Annotated in this window: 17 protein-coding genes and 2 pseudogenes; 10 read left to right on the top strand and 9 right to left on the bottom strand. The window is 71.9% G+C overall.

Features of this window, described 5'->3' with window-relative positions; translation table 11 throughout:
- Nucleotides 1–300, bottom strand: a 300-nt coding sequence (locus DEP02_RS13660) for an ATP-binding protein (protein ID WP_112467596.1), incomplete at its 3' end; no start/stop codon positions are given.
- A 173-nt stretch (nt 301–473) separates the two neighbouring features.
- Here DEP02_RS13660 and DEP02_RS13655 point away from each other — a divergent pair.
- Entirely contained in the window at nt 474–1,238 is a 765-nt protein-coding gene (locus DEP02_RS13655) for an IclR family transcriptional regulator (RefSeq protein WP_112467595.1), read from the top strand.
- Nucleotides 1,239–1,316: 78 nt separating this feature from the next.
- Nucleotides 1,317–2,837 (top strand): glycerol kinase GlpK, encoded by a 1,521-nt coding sequence (gene glpK, locus DEP02_RS13650; RefSeq protein WP_112467594.1) that lies wholly within the window; start codon nt 1,317–1,319, stop codon nt 2,835–2,837.
- A 31-nt stretch (nt 2,838–2,868) separates the two neighbouring features.
- On the opposite strand, the gene DEP02_RS13645 is transcribed toward glpK, so the two are convergent.
- The gene (locus tag DEP02_RS13645; protein WP_112467593.1) at nt 2,869–3,192 is read right to left on the bottom strand and encodes a helix-turn-helix transcriptional regulator; all 324 of its coding nucleotides are present in this window, start codon (nt 3,190–3,192) and stop codon (nt 2,869–2,871) included.
- Nucleotides 3,193–3,324: 132 nt separating this feature from the next.
- Between DEP02_RS13645 and DEP02_RS13640 the strand changes: the two genes are divergently transcribed.
- Nucleotides 3,325–4,104 (top strand): ANTAR domain-containing protein, encoded by a 780-nt coding sequence (locus DEP02_RS13640; RefSeq protein ID WP_112467601.1) that lies wholly within the window; start codon nt 3,325–3,327, stop codon nt 4,102–4,104.
- A 257-nt stretch (nt 4,105–4,361) separates the two neighbouring features.
- On the opposite strand, the pseudogene DEP02_RS35505 reads toward DEP02_RS13640, so the two are convergent.
- A pseudogene (locus tag DEP02_RS35505) lies at nt 4,362–4,607 on the bottom strand (DUF2795 domain-containing protein); the annotation flags it as partial.
- A gap of 155 nt (nt 4,608–4,762) precedes the next feature.
- Here DEP02_RS35505 and DEP02_RS13630 point away from each other — a divergent pair.
- Entirely contained in the window at nt 4,763–5,164 is a 402-nt protein-coding gene (locus tag DEP02_RS13630; protein WP_112467592.1) for an SseB family protein, read from the top strand.
- Nucleotides 5,165–5,182: 18 nt separating this feature from the next.
- Here DEP02_RS13630 and DEP02_RS13625 read toward each other — a convergent pair whose 3' ends face one another.
- From DEP02_RS13625 to DEP02_RS13615, 3 genes and pseudogenes are all read right to left on the bottom strand, one after another.
- A complete protein-coding gene (locus DEP02_RS13625; protein WP_112467591.1) occupies nt 5,183–5,572 on the bottom strand; it encodes a MarR family winged helix-turn-helix transcriptional regulator in 390 nt (129 codons plus the stop codon).
- A gap of 61 nt (nt 5,573–5,633) precedes the next feature.
- Nucleotides 5,634–5,978, bottom strand: a complete 345-nt coding sequence (locus tag DEP02_RS13620; RefSeq protein ID WP_112467590.1) for a VOC family protein — start codon at nt 5,976–5,978, stop codon at nt 5,634–5,636.
- Nucleotides 5,979–6,084: 106 nt separating this feature from the next.
- A pseudogene (locus DEP02_RS13615) lies at nt 6,085–6,816 on the bottom strand (LacI family DNA-binding transcriptional regulator); the annotation flags it as partial.
- A 403-nt stretch (nt 6,817–7,219) separates the two neighbouring features.
- Between DEP02_RS13615 and DEP02_RS13610 the strand changes: the two are divergent.
- The 6 genes from DEP02_RS13610 to DEP02_RS13585 all read left to right on the top strand — a co-directional run bounded on the left by DEP02_RS13610 (nt 7,220) and on the right by DEP02_RS13585 (nt 10,752).
- Nucleotides 7,220–7,504, top strand: a complete 285-nt coding sequence (locus DEP02_RS13610; protein ID WP_112467589.1) for a helix-turn-helix domain-containing protein — start codon at nt 7,220–7,222, stop codon at nt 7,502–7,504.
- A gap of 146 nt (nt 7,505–7,650) precedes the next feature.
- Nucleotides 7,651–8,112 (top strand): fluoride efflux transporter CrcB, encoded by a 462-nt coding sequence (crcB, locus tag DEP02_RS13605; RefSeq protein ID WP_112467588.1) that lies wholly within the window; start codon nt 7,651–7,653, stop codon nt 8,110–8,112.
- The gene (locus tag DEP02_RS13600) at nt 8,109–8,474 is read left to right on the top strand and encodes a DUF190 domain-containing protein (protein ID WP_112467587.1); all 366 of its coding nucleotides are present in this window, start codon (nt 8,109–8,111) and stop codon (nt 8,472–8,474) included. Before crcB (DEP02_RS13605) ends, DEP02_RS13600 begins: the two co-directional genes overlap by 4 nt.
- Complete coding sequence (crcB, locus tag DEP02_RS13595; RefSeq protein ID WP_112467586.1) at nt 8,471–8,839, top strand: fluoride efflux transporter CrcB; 369 nt, start codon at nt 8,471–8,473, stop codon at nt 8,837–8,839. The genes DEP02_RS13600 and crcB (DEP02_RS13595) overlap by 4 nt, the downstream gene beginning before the upstream one ends.
- Nucleotides 8,840–8,938: 99 nt before the next feature.
- Nucleotides 8,939–9,775, top strand: coding sequence for an undecaprenyl-diphosphate phosphatase (locus DEP02_RS13590; RefSeq protein WP_112467585.1), 837 nt, complete (start codon nt 8,939–8,941; stop codon nt 9,773–9,775).
- Nucleotides 9,776–9,819: 44 nt separating this feature from the next.
- On the top strand, nt 9,820–10,752 hold the full coding sequence (locus DEP02_RS13585) for a glutaminase (RefSeq protein ID WP_198668430.1): 933 nt from the start codon (nt 9,820–9,822) through the stop codon (nt 10,750–10,752).
- A 17-nt stretch (nt 10,753–10,769) separates the two neighbouring features.
- On the opposite strand, the gene DEP02_RS13580 is transcribed toward DEP02_RS13585, so the two are convergent.
- The 3 genes from DEP02_RS13580 to DEP02_RS13570 form a co-directional block, all read right to left on the bottom strand.
- On the bottom strand, nt 10,770–11,948 hold the full coding sequence (locus tag DEP02_RS13580) for a D-alanyl-D-alanine carboxypeptidase family protein (protein ID WP_112467584.1): 1,179 nt from the start codon (nt 11,946–11,948) through the stop codon (nt 10,770–10,772).
- A gap of 120 nt (nt 11,949–12,068) precedes the next feature.
- Nucleotides 12,069–13,544 carry an aldehyde dehydrogenase gene (locus tag DEP02_RS13575; RefSeq protein ID WP_112467583.1) on the bottom strand — a complete coding sequence of 492 codons (1,476 nt, stop codon included), beginning with the start codon at nt 13,542–13,544 and terminating at the stop codon, nt 12,069–12,071.
- 53 nt (nt 13,545–13,597) lie between these two features.
- On the bottom strand, nt 13,598–14,719 hold the full coding sequence (locus tag DEP02_RS13570) for a Zn-dependent alcohol dehydrogenase (RefSeq protein ID WP_112467582.1): 1,122 nt from the start codon (nt 14,717–14,719) through the stop codon (nt 13,598–13,600).
- Nucleotides 14,720–14,798 lie beyond the last annotated feature (79 nt).

Genomic DNA, 14,798 nt, shown 5'->3' with positions numbered 1-14,798 from the left:
CGGCTCGGGCGGCGCCGCGGGTCCCCGGTCGGTCACCTCCACACGCACGGCCCGGCGCCCGCCGGCCGGGACGCGCCGCAGCCGCAGGGTGGCGGGCGGCCGGGCGTGCACCAGCGCGTTGGTGACCAGCTCCGAGACCACCAGGAGCACGTCCTCGGCCGCGTCGACGGGCAGGTCCCAGGTGCGCAGCACCGCGCGGACACGCCGGCGTACGGCCGGCACGGCACCCGCGGCGTGCGGCAGCGGGAAAACCTGGTCGGCCTCCCGGCGGGGCGCGGCATCGAGCTGCGCTGTGGTCATGTGCCCTCCTCCTGGGCCGCGCTGCCGGCCGGGGGCCGGGCGCGCTGTGAACGCTAGGGAACGAAGGAGGGCCGGTCAATGAACAGCGGTCGGCATTGCCGAACGATGCCTGGCGAAGGGTGCGAACGAGGAGATCCCGGGCGGAACGGGAGGGCAGGCCCTAGGATCGCTCCATGGCCGGACCCGTCCAGTCCATAGAGAGAGCGGCGGCGATCCTGCGGCTGCTGGCCGGCGGTCCCCGCAGGCTGGGGCTCGGCGAGGTGGCGTCGTCCCTCGGACTGGCCAAGGGCACCGCCCACGGCATCCTGCGCACCCTTCAGCACGTGGACTTCGTCGAGCAGGACGAGGCCACCGGCAAGTACCAGCTCGGGGCGGCGCTGCTGCACCTGGGCACCAGCTACCTCGACGTCAACGAGCTGCGCTCACGCTCCCTGAACTGGGCCGACGCGCTGGCCGCCCGCAGCGGGGAGGCCGTCCGCCTGGGCACGCCCCTGGAGGGCCGGGTCCTCGTCGTCCACCACGTCTTCCGGCCGGACGACACCCTGCAGACCCTGGACGTCGGCGCGCTGCTGCCGCTGCACGCCTCCTCCCTCGGCAAGGTCCTGCTGGCCTTCGGAGCCGCCACCGTCGACCCGCCGGAGGAGGGCCTGGAGGCGTACACGCGGCACACCCTGGTCGCCCCCGAGGACCTGAACCGGGCGCTCGCCGAGATCCGGGAACTCGGGTGGGGAGCCGAAGTGCAGGAGATGAGCATGGGGGACGCCGGAGTCGCCGCCCCGATCCGCGGGCAAGGAGGCCTCGTGGTGGGCGCCATCGGGCTGTCCGGTCCCGTCGAGCGGATCTGTGACACCCGGGGCCGGCCGCTGCAGGCACTGATCGCCCTGCTCCGGGACGCCGCACGGGCGATCTCCCGAGACCTGGGAGCCGCCCGCTGGTAGACACCGACGGATCCCCGCATCCCGCATCCCCGTTGACAGGTCCCCTCCGGGTGACGCATCGGAAGGCAGGCCCCGATCATGGTTGAACGGTATGTGATGTCCATCGACCAGGGCACCATGTCCACGCGATGCATCCTGTTCGACCACCGCGGGCGGCTGGTGTCGGTCGCCCAGCGCGAGCACCGGCAGCACTTTCCCCGGCCCGGGTGGGTCGAGCACGACGCCGTGGAGATCTGGCGCAACGTACAGCGCATCGTCCCCGAGGCCCTGGCCGGCGCCGGCGTGGACGCCGCGCAGATCGCCGCCCTCGGCATCGCCAACCAGCGTGAGACGACGGTGCTGTGGGACCGGCGCACCGGCGCCCCGCTGGGCCGGGCGATCGTCTGGCAGGACACCCGCACCGCGCCGCTCGTCGACACGCTGCGGGACCGGCCCGGCGACGAGTTCTTCCTCGATCGCTGCGGTCTGCCTCCCTCCACCTACTTCTCCGCGCCCCGGATCCGCTGGCTGTTCGACCACGTGGAGGGCCTGGAGAAACGCGCCCAGGACGGCGAGGTGCTGTTCGGCACGATGGAGAGCTGGCTGATCTGGAACCTCACCGGCGGCACCGACGGCGGCCTGCACATCAGCGACCCCACCAACGCCAGCCGCACCATGCTCGTCAACATCCGGACCCTGACCTGGGACCCCGAACTGCTGGACTTCTTCGGCGTGCCGCGCCCGCTGCTGCCGGAGATCCGCTCCTCGGCCGAGAGCTACGGCGAGGCCCGCGCCCTGCTCCCCGGCGTCCGCATCGGCGCCGCCCTCGGCGACCAGCAGGCGGCCCTGTTCGGGCAGACCTGCTTCTCGCAGGGCGAGGCCAAGTGCACCTACGGCACCGGCAGCTTCCTGCTGGTGAACACCGGAACCGACCTGGTGCGCTCCCACAACGGGCTCCTCACCACCGTCGCCTACAAGATCGCCAACGAGCCCACGGTCTACGCCCTGGAGGGGCCGATGGCCGTCACCGGCTCACTCGTCCAGTGGTTCCGCGACCGGCTCGGTCTGATCAGCACCGCACCCGAGATCGAGACGCTGGCCCGCACGGTGGAGGACAACGGCGGCTGCTACATCGTCCCGGCCTTCTCCGGTCTGTTCGCCCCCCACTGGCGCAGCGACGCCCGCGGTGTCGTCGTGGGCCTGACCTCGTACATCACCAAGGGACACCTGGCCCGGGCCGTCCTGGAGGCCACCGCCTGGCAGACCCGGGAGGTCGTCGACGCCGTGAACGCCGACTCCGGGCTCGCCCTGAGACAGCTCAGGGCCGACGGCGGCATGACCTCGGACAACCTGCTCATGCAGATGCTCGCCGACGTGCTCGACATCCCCGTCGTACGCCCCCTGGTGGCCGAGACGGTCTCGCTGGGCGCCGCCTATGCCGCCGGCCTCACGGTCGGCTACTGGCCGGACCTGGAGGTCCTGCGCGGCAACTGGCACCGGGCCGGGCAGTGGCTGCCGGACATGGACCCCGAGCGGCGCGAGCGGGAGTACGAGTGCTGGAAGCGGGCCGTGGAGCGGTCCCTGGGCTGGATGATCCGCTCACCGGGGCAGCCGCGCTGAGCAGGCAGGGCCGCCCGGTGACGTCATGACCTCAGTGACCGGACCCGGAGTGGCCGGCCTCCGCGCGGACGAGCAGCGAGAGCAGGGAGGCCACGGTCAGCCCCGACTCGGCCGGGTGCCGCAGGATCCTGCCCGGGTCGATCCGGTAGATGTTGCCGCGCCCCTCCTTGGTGTGGGAGAGGTACCCGTCGCGCTCCAGATCGGCGATGATCTTCTGGACGGCGCGCTCGGTGAGCCTGCAGTGGGCCGCGATGTCGCGGATCCGGGCGTTGTGATTGTCGGCGATGGCTGCCAGCACCCGGGCGTGATTGGTCAGAAACGTCCAGCCGGTATGCGGCTCAGGCACTCCTTCCATGGGGCCAGCCTAGAGTTCGGCTTTCACGCATACAAGAACCTGAACTGAGCTTCATGTATATCTTGACGTGTTCCGGATACCGGAGTGAGTCTGGAAGCGGAGAACGGGCGAACGCTTGTGGGAGAGGCGGTCATGGCGGAGCCTGCGTACGTGTTCCGGTCCACAGCCGGGGGCGCCGCCTCCTGCGGTGACCGCGGCGGCGTACCGGCGGCGCACCCGGGATACGAACTGGCGATCGACGTCGGCCCCGAGGGCGACCGCGTGCCCGTCACGGTGCGCGGCGAACTCGACCTCGACGCCGGCCAGGGCTTCCAGCGCGCCCTGAAGGACGCCCTCGCCCGCTCGTCCCAGGGCATCGACCTGGACCTGAGCGGCGTGACGTTCTGCGACTGCTCCGCCCTCAACATCCTGATCAGCCTGCGGGAACAGGCCCTGACACAGGGCAGGACGATCGTCGTACGCGCCACCAGTCCCGTGAGTGAACGGCTGCTCGACCTCACCGGCACGCGCTCGCTGTTCCGCGCCGAGGCGCCCGACGGGCCGGAGGCATGCGAGACGGGACCGACGGTGCTCCCCGCCCGGCACGGGGCGCCGGAGGACGGGACACCGGCCGAGGACACCGATCAGGACCAGCGCATCGAGGTCGTCCAGCTGCGCCGGGCCATGCAGACCCGGCCCGCCATCGACCTGGCCCGCGGCATCCTCATGGCGTCCTTCGGCCTGACCCCGGACCAGGCCTGGTCGGTGCTGGTCATCGCCTCCCAGAACACCAACACCAAGCTGCACCACGTCGCCCGGGACGTGGTGACGGCGGTGCACGGCGACCCGCTGCCGGAGACGGTCCAAAAGCACCTGACCGCCGCCGTGACCGAGGTCCGGGCCACGGCGCACGGGACCGGCGGCACACCGTGACGGATACGGCGAATCAGCCCCGGACCAGTGGTTACCCAGAACCCGGGGTTCGGAAGTGAGCTCCCCGGGCCCCCCGCACACATCGCGGAGGGCCCGCCTCGGCGTTCCAGTTCCTCCCGCACGGGCGGCTTCGACACGTCGCGCAGGTGCCGGGACCGGCCGGGCCTGCCGCCCTCGCGGGCCTGCTCGGCGCGTTGCGCGGCACTGAGGCCGAGGCCGGAGTCGGGGTCCACCCGCACCGAGCGGGCCACCTCCTCGCGGTTGGCACAGCTCTCCGGCGGAATGCCGCACAGCGCCTCGACGACCTCCTCCGAGACACCGGAGCGGCGCGCCGCCCGAACCGGATCGTCCTTGCCGGCCGGGAAGTCGACGTCCTTGACGGCGTCCACCACGTCCCGGGCGCTCGTCCTGTGGGCCGTGACTCCTTCTCCCTGTCGTACTCGCCGTCGTACTCGTCCCTGTCGTACTCGGTCGTACTCGTGAGAACCCCGGGCAACCGTCATCGCCCCCCTCACCTCTCGCTCCCGCCCCACGGCCGCCGAAGCCGGTCCGGTCCGCCGTGATTGCGGCGCGAGCGATCGGGTACGCGAGCAGGGCTGTGCCCGGGGAGATCGCCCCCCGGGCAGGCCGCACAACCGCCGCGACCAGGGAATCTGCCATGGAGACACCAGCGAACGACAACACCGCGACGCCCGCCCAGCGGGCGCTGGACGTGCTCGCCGAGAACGCCGAGGACGTGGTGGCACTGGACACGCTCGCGCACAGCGACGTGCTGGTCCCCGTGCCGGACGACGCGAGCGACGAGGACGCCACCAACCCCTCGACGGTGGCCCTGCCCGTCCTCGAACAACCGGGCGGAGTACCGGTGGTGCCCGTGTTCACCTCCGAACTGGAGATGTCCGACCTGCTGCCCTTCGTCTCCCGCTACCGCCTCGTGCCCCTCGGCGCCCTCGCGTCCCACTGGCCGGCCGACGACCTGTCACTGACCATAGACGCCAGCTCGCCGCACGGCCTGACGCTCACCTCGGAGGGAGTCCGCACCCTGCTGGCCCGCCCATAGGGCCGAGACGAACAGCCGTCAGCCGTCGAGCGCACGGGCCAGGGCCGCGCGCTGCAGAGGCAGCACCTCGGTGTGCAGCGCGCGGCCCTTGGCCGTCAGACACACCCACACCCCGCGCCGGTCCTCCGCGCACACCGACCGCTCCACCAGGCCGTCCTTCACCAGCCGGCCGATCAGACGGGACAGCGCGCTCTGGCTCAGGTGGACCCGGCCGGCGAGGTTCTGCACCCGGCACTGCTCGCCCTCCTCGGACGGCCCGGACGCCAGGATGTCGAGCACCTCGAAGTCGCTCGCGCCGAGCCCGTACGGATGCAGCACGCGGTCGAGCTCGCACATCGTCCGCGCGTGCACCGACAGGATGTCCCGCCACCGTTCCTCGAGCCGGGCCCCGGCCGCTTCCGCTCCCATGGCACCGCATGTTAATGCGCGTACATCGAAACGGCCGGTCGTGCGGGGTCCGGCCCGGACGTCAGGCGTCCTGGACGAGCCCGACGAGATTGCCGTCCGGGTCCTTCACCGAGGTGATCAGCCTGCCGGCGCCGACGTCCCGCACGTCCCGCAGCAGCTCGGCGCCCGCCTCCAGCAGAGCCGCCAGCCGTGCCCGGATGTCGTCGACGTGCCAGTACGGCACCGGTCCGGTCATCCCCTGGGCATGCCCGTTCGGGTCCAGCCCGACGTCCTGCCCGGCGTCCTTGAACCCGACGTAGTAGGGCTCGTCCGCATACGGCTCGACCCCCAGCAGCGCGCTGAACAGGGCTTTCGCCCGGTCGAGGTCCTTGACGGGATAGACGATCGTCTTCAGGCCGGCGGTCATGGCGTACTCCTCGCTGATGAGTGGTCCCGACGGACGCGTCGGTGGTCTCACGCTAGGGCGGGGGAGCGCCGGACCGCTTCTTTGATCCTGACCGGTTGCGCAGTCACTACGTCGACTCCCGCTTCACCAGCTCCGTCGGCAGAATCACCGCCGCGGTGTCCTCTCCGTCGATCCGGGCGAGCAGCACCCGGACCATCTCGGCGCTGATCCGGTCCCACGGCTGGCGGATGGTCGTCAGCTCCGGGCCGGCGGCCACCGCGGCGGGCGAGTCGTCGAAGCCGCCGACCGCGACGTCCTCGGGGACCCGCCGTCCGGCCCGGTGGAGAGCCGTGAGGACGCCCTGGGCCATCAGGCCGGAGGCGACGAAGACCGCGTCCATGTCGGGCGCCCGGTCGAGCAGACGCTCGGCGCCCGCCTCGCCGCCGGCGTGGCTGTAGTCGCCGGAGACGATCAGCTGCTCGTCGATCCCGATGCCGGCCTCCGTCAGCACCTCCTTGTAGCCGGCCAGGCGCTCCACACCACCCGGGGTGTCCAGCGGGCCGGTGACCGTGCCGACCCTCCGCCGCCCCAGCGACAGCAGGTGACGCACCATGTCGCGGGCGCCGTCGCGGTCGTCGGCGGCGACGTAACTGACCTTGGAGCCCAGCCCGATCGGCTTGCCGCACGCCACCAGCGGTACGCCCGCCTCACGCAGCCGCTCGGCGACCGGGTCCCCGGAGCGGGTGGAGACCAGCAGCACCCCGTCGATGTGCCCGGCGGTGATGTACCGGGTGATACGGCGCCGTTCGTCCTCCGTCCCGGCCGGCATCAGCAGCAGTGGGATGTCGTGCGCGGCCACCAACGCGAGGAACGCGCCCGCGATCACCGGCGTGTACAGCGCGGGGGTGTTGCGGGGATGAGTCACGGTGCCGGGACTCAGGTCGTGTCCCACGACGTGGTGCAGGGGATCAAGCGCTTCGCGTTCCGGTACGAGAGCCGTGGCGATCTCCGGGAAGGCGGCAGCCCGCGAAGCGTCCCGCTTGAGGCGGGCTGAACACCTGATCCAGCGGGGCCGCCGTCCCGACCTGCGGATTCCGGCTCCTTGATCCCCTGCACCACCTGGCGGGATGCCATTTTTCCTCGTGCCCCGAGCCGGGACCGTCCGGTATCGGACAAGGCCCGGCAGGTTCCGTACGCGGAGGGTCGGGCCGCGGGACAGTGGGAAACGTCAGGACGAGGAGCCTCGACGACAGGAGGCGGTCATGCTGAGGGCTTCCGCCGGCCGGACGCGCCTGCTCATCCTCGAGTGGCTCAAGGACCCGGCCGCGCACGCTCCCCGGCGGCGCAACGGCCCGGTCACGCACGGCGCGACCGCGAAGGCCGTCGCGGCCGGCCTCGGCGTCCCGCGCAGGACCGCCGAGACGCATCTCGCCCTGCTGGCCGACCTCGGCCTGCTGCGCACCCGCCGGATCAGGCGCCGTACGTACTACCGCCGCGACGAGGTCCGGATCGCCGAGGTGGCCCGGATGTTCGAGAAGGGCTGGTGACCGGCGGCCCGCGGGAACGAGGGGGGGTGCACACCCTCCCCGGGGCGACGGGCCGAGCGATGCGCCGCGCCGCCACCGGTGTGTGCGGTGGGGATCCGGCGGCGTTACGGTGTGTCCGGGCGCGGCCGAACAGGAGACGTACGAGCATGACAGCCCAGGAGACCGAGAACCTGCGGGTGCCGTCGGGGTCCGCGCGACGGCGGGCCCGGCGGGCGCAGGTGCCGGTGGTCGCGGTGGTGGCGCTCGGCGGCGCGCTCGGGGCCACGGGCCGGTACGCGGTCTCGCGGTGGTGGCCGACGCCGGCCGGGGGCTTTCCGTGGGCGACCTTCTCGGTCAATGCCGTCGGGTGCGCGGTGATCGGCGTCTTCATGGTGGTGATCACCGACGTGTGGAGCGCCCACCGCCTGGTCCGGCCCTTCTTCGGCACCGGTGTGCTCGGCGGCTTCACCACCTTCTCCACCTACGCGGTCGACATCCAGAAGCTGGTGGACTCCGGCCACGCCCGCACCGCACTGGCCTACCTCGCCGCGACCCCGTGCGCGGCGCTCGCGGCGGTGTGGCTCGCAGTGACCGCGACCCGACGCGTTCTTCAGTGGAGGCAGCGATGACGAGGCTCACCGGCAGCGCCCTGCGCGTGACCGTCTTCGTCGGCGAGAACGACACCTGGCACCACCGGCCCCTGTACTCGGAGATCGTGCACCGGGCCCACTCCGCCGGCCTGGCGGGCGCCAGCGTCTTCCGCGGCATCGAGGGGTTCGGCGCGTCCTCCCTGATCCACACCTCACGGCTGCTGTCGATGAGCGAGGACCTGCCGGTGGCGATCGTGATCGTCGACACCGAGGAGCGGGTGCGCGCGTTCCTGCCGCAGCTGGACGAACTGGTCGGCGAGGGGCTGGTGATCCTCGACGACTGCGAGGTCATCCGGTACGTCGGCCGTACGAGGGCGGCGGACGTGAAGGGCGGGCAGTGAACTGGCTGCTGGTGGTGGCCGGGGCCGCCGTCGGGGCACCCCTGCGCTATCTCACCGACCGCGCGGTGCAGTCCCGGCACGACTCGGTCTTCCCCTGGGGCACCTTCGTGGTCAACATCGCCGGCTGTCTCGTGCTCGGTCTGCTCACCGGTGCCGTTTCCGCCGGGTTCGCCGGGCCGCGGCTGCAGCTGCTGCTGGGGACCGGGCTGTGCGGGGCCCTGACGACGTACTCGACCTTCTCCTACGAGACCCTGCGGCTGACCGGGACCGGTGCCGGGCTCTACGCCGCCGCCAACGTCGTCGCCAGCGTGGTGGCGGGCCTCGGCGCCGCGTTCGCCGGAGCGTGGATCGCCGGAAGTCTCTGACGGTTGCCGAAAGCTTTTGGTGTCGGTCACCGGGCCTTCACCCGGGCACCGTAAGAGTGTCCACACCACTGTCGATCAACCATCCCGGAACTGGATCCCATGAGCGTCATCTCCGTCGGTCAGGCCGTCGTCCTCGGAGTCGTCGAGGGGGTGACCGAGTTCCTCCCCGTCTCCTCCACCGGCCACCTGAAGATCACCCAGGGGCTCATGGGCATCCCCGTCGACGACAAGTCCGTCGTGGCGTTCTCCGCCGTCATCCAGGTCGGCGCCATCGCCGCCGTGTTCGTGTACTTCTTCAAGGACATCGTGCGGATCCTCTCCGCCTGGTTCCGGGGCCTGGCCGACAAGGAGGAGCGCTACCACCACGACTACAAGTTCGCCTGGTGGATCATCTGCGCCACGATCCCCATCGTCGTCGTGGGCCTGCTCGCCAAGCCCCTCATCGAGGGGCCGCTCGGCTCCCTGTGGGTGGTCGCCGGCTCGCTGATCGTCGGCAGTGGTGTGATGTGGTGCGCGGACCAGATGGGCCGGCACAAGCGCGGTGAGGACGACACCACCTTCAAGGACGCGATGCTGGTCGGCTCCTCGCAGATCCTCGCCCTGCTCTTCCCCGGCTTCTCCCGCTCCGGCGCCACCATGTCCACCGCGCTCATCCTGGACCTGGACCGCGTCGCCGCCACCCGGCTGTCCTTCTTCCTCGGCCTCCCGGCCCTGACCGGCGCCGGCATCTACGAACTCAAGGACGCGCTGGGCGCGAGCGTGGGCGCCCTCCCGCTGGCCGTCGGCACCCTCGTGTCCTTCGTGGTCGCCTACGCCTCCATCGCCTGGCTGCTGAAGTTCGTCGCCAAGCACTCCTTCAACGCCTTCGTCGTCTACCGGATCGTGATCGGCCTGCTGCTGTTCGGCCTGCTGGGCACGGGGGTCGTCAACGCCTGAGTGCGCGCCGCCCGCGCCGCATGCCCCGCCGGGCCGGAGGCAGAATGGTGATCATGACGTCGTCCCCGACCTACCTCCCGGTCCTGGAGCGCATCGCCGAGGAGATCGAGCGCACACCCGGCCGCGGGCGCCCCGCCGACTACATCCCGGCGCTCGCGGCCCGCGACGCCCGCGCCTTCGGCATGGCCGTCGCGGAGCTGGACGGCACGGTGTACGGGGTGGGGGACTGGCGCGAGCCGTTCTCCGCCCAGTCCATCACCAAGGTGTTCACCCTCGCCCTCGACCTGGCCCGCGAGGGCGACGAACTGTGGGAGCACGTGGGCCGCGAGCCCTCCGGCAACCCGTTCAACTCCCTGGTCCAGCTGGAGTACGAGAACGGCATCCCGCGCAACCCGTTCATCAACGCCGGCGCCCTGGTGGTCACCGACCGCCTGCAGACCCGCACCGGCGACGCGGCCGGCGAGCTGCTGCGCCTGCTGCGCGTCGAGAGCGGCAACCCGGACCTGGACTTCGACCTCGAGGTCGCCGCGTCCGAGTCCACGCACGGCGACCGCAACGCCGCCCTCGCCCATTTCATGGCGTCCTACGGCAACATCGACAACCCGGTGCCGGTACTGCTGGACCAGTACTTCCGCCAGTGCGCGATCGCCGCCTCCTGTGCCGACCTGGCGCTCGCCACCACGTTCCTCGCCCGGCACGGCATACGGGCCGACGGCACCCGGCTGCTCAGCCGCCGTCAGGCCAAGCAGATCAACGCGATCATGCTGACCTGCGGGACGTACGACGCGGCCGGTGACTTCGCCTACCGGGTCGGGCTGCCCGGCAAGAGCGGCGTGGGCGGCGGCATCGTCGCCGTCGTACCGGGCCGGTGCGCGCTGTGCGTGTGGAGCCCCGGTCTGGACGAGCGGGGCAACTCGGTGGCGGGCGTGGCGGCCCTGGACCGCTTCACGACACTCACCGGACTGTCGGTCTTCTGAGCCCCGCCGCCGTCCGGTCAGCCGCGCGCGTACCGGCGGCCCGTGACCCCCAGGCCGAGCAGCAGGGCTCCGGCGCCCGCACCGATCGCGCTCGCGATCGTGCCCGTCTCCGGCCAGCCCGACTCGGCGGGAGGGGATGCCGCGGACCCCGCCGACGCCACGACCGCCGCGCCGGCGTGCGCCACGGGCCGCAGGGCGTCGAGCGAGCCGACCGGGTCGACGTGCCCGGCCGCGTCGAACCCCCAGTCCAGCAGCTCCCGCGCCTCCTCGTAGACGGTGTGCCCCTCGCCCTCCTGAGGGTTCATCACGGTCACGACGAGGGTGCGCCCGCCCTGACGGGCGGCGGCGACCAGCGTGTTGCCCGCTTCGCTGGTGTAGCCGTTCTTGATGCCGAGCAGCCCCGGATACGGCTCCACGCCGTCGGCGCCGGTCAGCAGCCGGTTGGTGTTGGCGATGTGGAACGTCGTCCCGTCGTAGCCGGGGAAGGCGGCGTGCGCGGTGGAGCAGTACCGCGCGAAATCCGGGTTGCGCAGCCCGGCCCGCCCGAACACGGCCAGGTCGTACGCCGAGGAGGCCTGCCCGTCGGCGTCGTAGCCGTCGGGGGAGACGACCGTGGTGTCGAGGGCGCCCAGGGAGCGGGCCTTGGTCTCCATCTGCCGGGCCGTCCGGTCCCAGCCGCCGTTGAGCGCGGCCAGCACGTGCACGGCGTCGTTGCCGGAGTTGAGGAACACTCCGCGCCACAGGTCGGCCACCTCGTACGTATGGCCTTCGACGACCCCGACCAGGCTGCTGCCCTCGCCGATTCCCGCCAGCTCCTTCGCGCTGACGGTGTGCCGGATGCCGGCGGGGAAGGCGGGCAGCACGGTCAGTGCGAAGAGGGTCTTCAGCGTGCTGGCGGGCGGCAGTCTGCGATGTGCGTCGTGCGCGGCGAGCACCTCGCCGGTGTCGGCGTCGGCCACCAGCCAGGACAGCGCGGAGACGTCCGGCAGGTCCGGCGCCCCGTCGCGGAGCCGGACCTGCGTGCCCTCCTTCTCCAGCAGACCCGGCGGCGGCAGCGCCGCCTTCCGCTGCCCCTGCGCGCTCGGGTCCACAGGGGTCCGGCCCACGGCCGCGACCGGTGGTGCCAGTGCCAGGACGCTTGCCGCGCAGAGCGCGCAGGCCGACACGGCAGCTCGCGAACGAAATCCGATCTTCATATCGCAAACGTAGGGAGAAACCGGTGAAGGCGGGAGGCTGCCCGGAGCCGAATGGGCGCGCGAGCACCCGGATGCCCTACGCATGCCCGTCACCGGGCAGGCGCTTCGCGCCCGTTCGTTCTACGCCGCCTGCGTGTCACCGTCCGCGGGCGGCTCGGTCACGAAGATCGTCTTGTACTGGATGTACGCCTCGATCGCCTCACGCCCCAGTTCGAGGCCCAGACCGCTGTCCTTCCGCCCGCCCATGGGTGCGCCGATGTCGAAGTTGGCGTGGTTGACGCTGAAGGTGCCGGTGTCCACCGCGCGGGCCACCTCCCGCCCCAGCGCCTCGTCCGCCGTCCAGACGCTGCCCGCCAGACCGTATGCGGAGTCGTTGGCCATGGCGATGGCACCCTCGACCGAGCCGTCGTAGGCGGACACGGTCACCACGGGGCCGAAGCTCTCCTCGCGGGCGACGAACATCGCGGGATCCACGTCGGCGAAGACGGTGGGCTCGACGTAGAAGCCACGGTCCAGGCCGGAGGGACGGCCGCCGCCGGTGGTGACGCGCGCTCCCTCCTCCCGTCCCTTGCGGATGTAGGCCTCGATGCGGTCGCGGTGGTCGGCTCCGACGACCGGGCCGACCACCGTGGACGGGTCCAGCGGGTCGCCGATCGGCCACGCCGCGACCGTCTCGGTGACGGCGTCCACGATCTCGTCGTAGCGCGAGCGGGGCACGAGCAGCCGGCTGTTGTTGGTGCAGGTCTGGCCGTTGTTGTTGAACGACAGGTTCAGCAGGTGGTCGAGGAAGAGGGGCAGCGGGGCGTCCTCCAGCAGGATCGCGGCGGACTTGCCGCCCAGCTCCAGGGTGACCGGGCGCAGCAGTTCGCCGCAGAGCGCGCCGATGCGGCGCCCGGCGGCGGTGGAGCCGGTGAAGGCGACCTTGTCCACCCCGGGGTGGGTGACCAGGTACTCTCCCACCTCGCGCTCGGCGGGCAGGAAGTTGATCACGCCGGGCGGGAACCCCGCCTCGTGGACCGCGTCGGCGACGAGGAACGAGTCGAGCCCGGTGGCGGGCGAGGGCTTGATCACGGCGGTGCAGCCCATCGCCAGCGCGGGGGCCAGCTTGAAGAACAGCGTGCTGAGCGGGTAGTTCCACGGCACGATCATGGCGACCACACCGACGGGCTCGCGGCGGACCAGGCTGTGCCCCACCAGGGCGGGACGCAGGTCCTCCGCGTACATGACGTCGGCGAGCGGGGCGTAGAACCGGAGCAGGCCCGTCGCGGCGCTGACGTTGGCCTCGATCGCGCGGGCCAGAGGCGTGCCGACCTCCTGGGCGATCAGGGTGCCGAGGGCGTCGGTGCGCGCCTCCAGGGCACTGGCCAGGCGTTCCATCGCGGCGGCGCGCTCCTTGGCCGAGCCCCACCCGCGGTGGCCGCCGAGGGCGCGGCGCGCGGCGGCGACGGCGGCGTCCACGTCGGCGCGGTCGGCCTCGGGGAAGACGCCGAGGGGCTGCTCGGTGGCGGAGCTGAGCGAGGTGAAGGTGCCGGCGGTCGAGGGTTTGCGCCAGTCGCCGTCGATGTAGAGGGCGTCGCGGTCCGTCCTGTCGGACATGGCAGAGTGCTCCTTGCTGTTACTGCGGTTGCTGCCGGTTCATTCCTGGCGGCTCACTGCGCGTGACGGTGAGCGACGATGCCGCGCAGGTTCCGTCCGGACCGCAGGTCCTCGAATCCCTGGTTGATCTCGTCGAGGCTGTAGGTCTGGCTGACCAGTTCGTCAAGCTTGATCAGGCCCTGGCGGTACAGGGACAGCACCCGGGGCACGTCCCGGATCGGGCTGCAGGAGCCGAAGATGGTGCCCTGCAGGCGCTTCTCGGCGAAGACGAGCTGGGTGCCGGGAAGTTGGACGTTGACCTGGTGGACGTCCTCGGTCATTCCGGCGAGGACGATGGTGCCGCCCTTGCCGGTGGCCTCGAACGAGGCGCGGACGATCTCGGCGGTGGCCTCGCCGGTGCAGACGAGGGTGGAGTCGGCGCCCATCGCACTGGGGTTGAGGTCCGCGGCGAGAGCCGCAGCCTCGTCGAGGGTGCGGCAGACGTGGGAGGCCCCGAGGTCACGGCCGAGAGCGTGCTTGGCCTCGTTGGGGTCGACCAGGATGACGTTCCCGGCGCCGGCGAGCCGGGCTCCCTGTACGGCATTGATGCCGACGCCGCCCGCGCCGACGACGATGACGGTGTCACCGGGCTCGGGATCGGCCGCGTACACGGCGGCGCCCCAGCCGGTGAGGACGCCGCAGCTCACCAGCGCGACCACCGAGAGCGGTATGTCGGGGTCGACGCGGACCAGGGAGTCCTGGGAGACGACGGAGTGCTCGGCGAAGGTGCCCAGCGCGCAGTTGGCGCCGATCGGCCCGTCGGGGCCGGTGAACCGGTAGGTGCCGTCGGGGAGTTTGCCCTCGGGGCCGTACGCCGCGGCGTCGCACAGGTTGGCCCGGCCGCTGGCGCACCAGCGGCAGTGCCCGCAGGACGGTTTGAAGGAGGCGGCCACGTGGTCGCCCGGGGCCAGCTTGGACACGCCCTCGCCGACGGCTTCGACGATGCCGGATCCCTCGTGCCCGCCGATGATGGGCAGCGGCGCCATGTTGCCGGTGCGCACGTGCTCGTCGGAGTAGCAGAGTCCGGCGTGGGTGAAGCGGACCAGGACCTCGCCGGCCTGGGGCGGGGCGAGTTCGAGTTCGGTGACCTCCCAGTCCTTGCCTGGGGCGGTCATGACGGCGGCACGGGTCTTCATCAGGGACCTCCGAGGGAGACTTGCGACGGGGGTGGGTGGGGGACGTCGACGGCCACTGCGCATGGCCTCGTCGGGGCGG

This window comes from Streptomyces triticisoli (genome assembly GCF_003270085.1).
Classification (GTDB): Bacteria; Actinomycetota; Actinomycetes; order Streptomycetales; family Streptomycetaceae; genus Streptomyces; species Streptomyces triticisoli.
The sequence above is the reverse complement of the archived record's forward strand: the minus strand, read 5'-3'. Positions and strand labels throughout refer to the sequence as shown.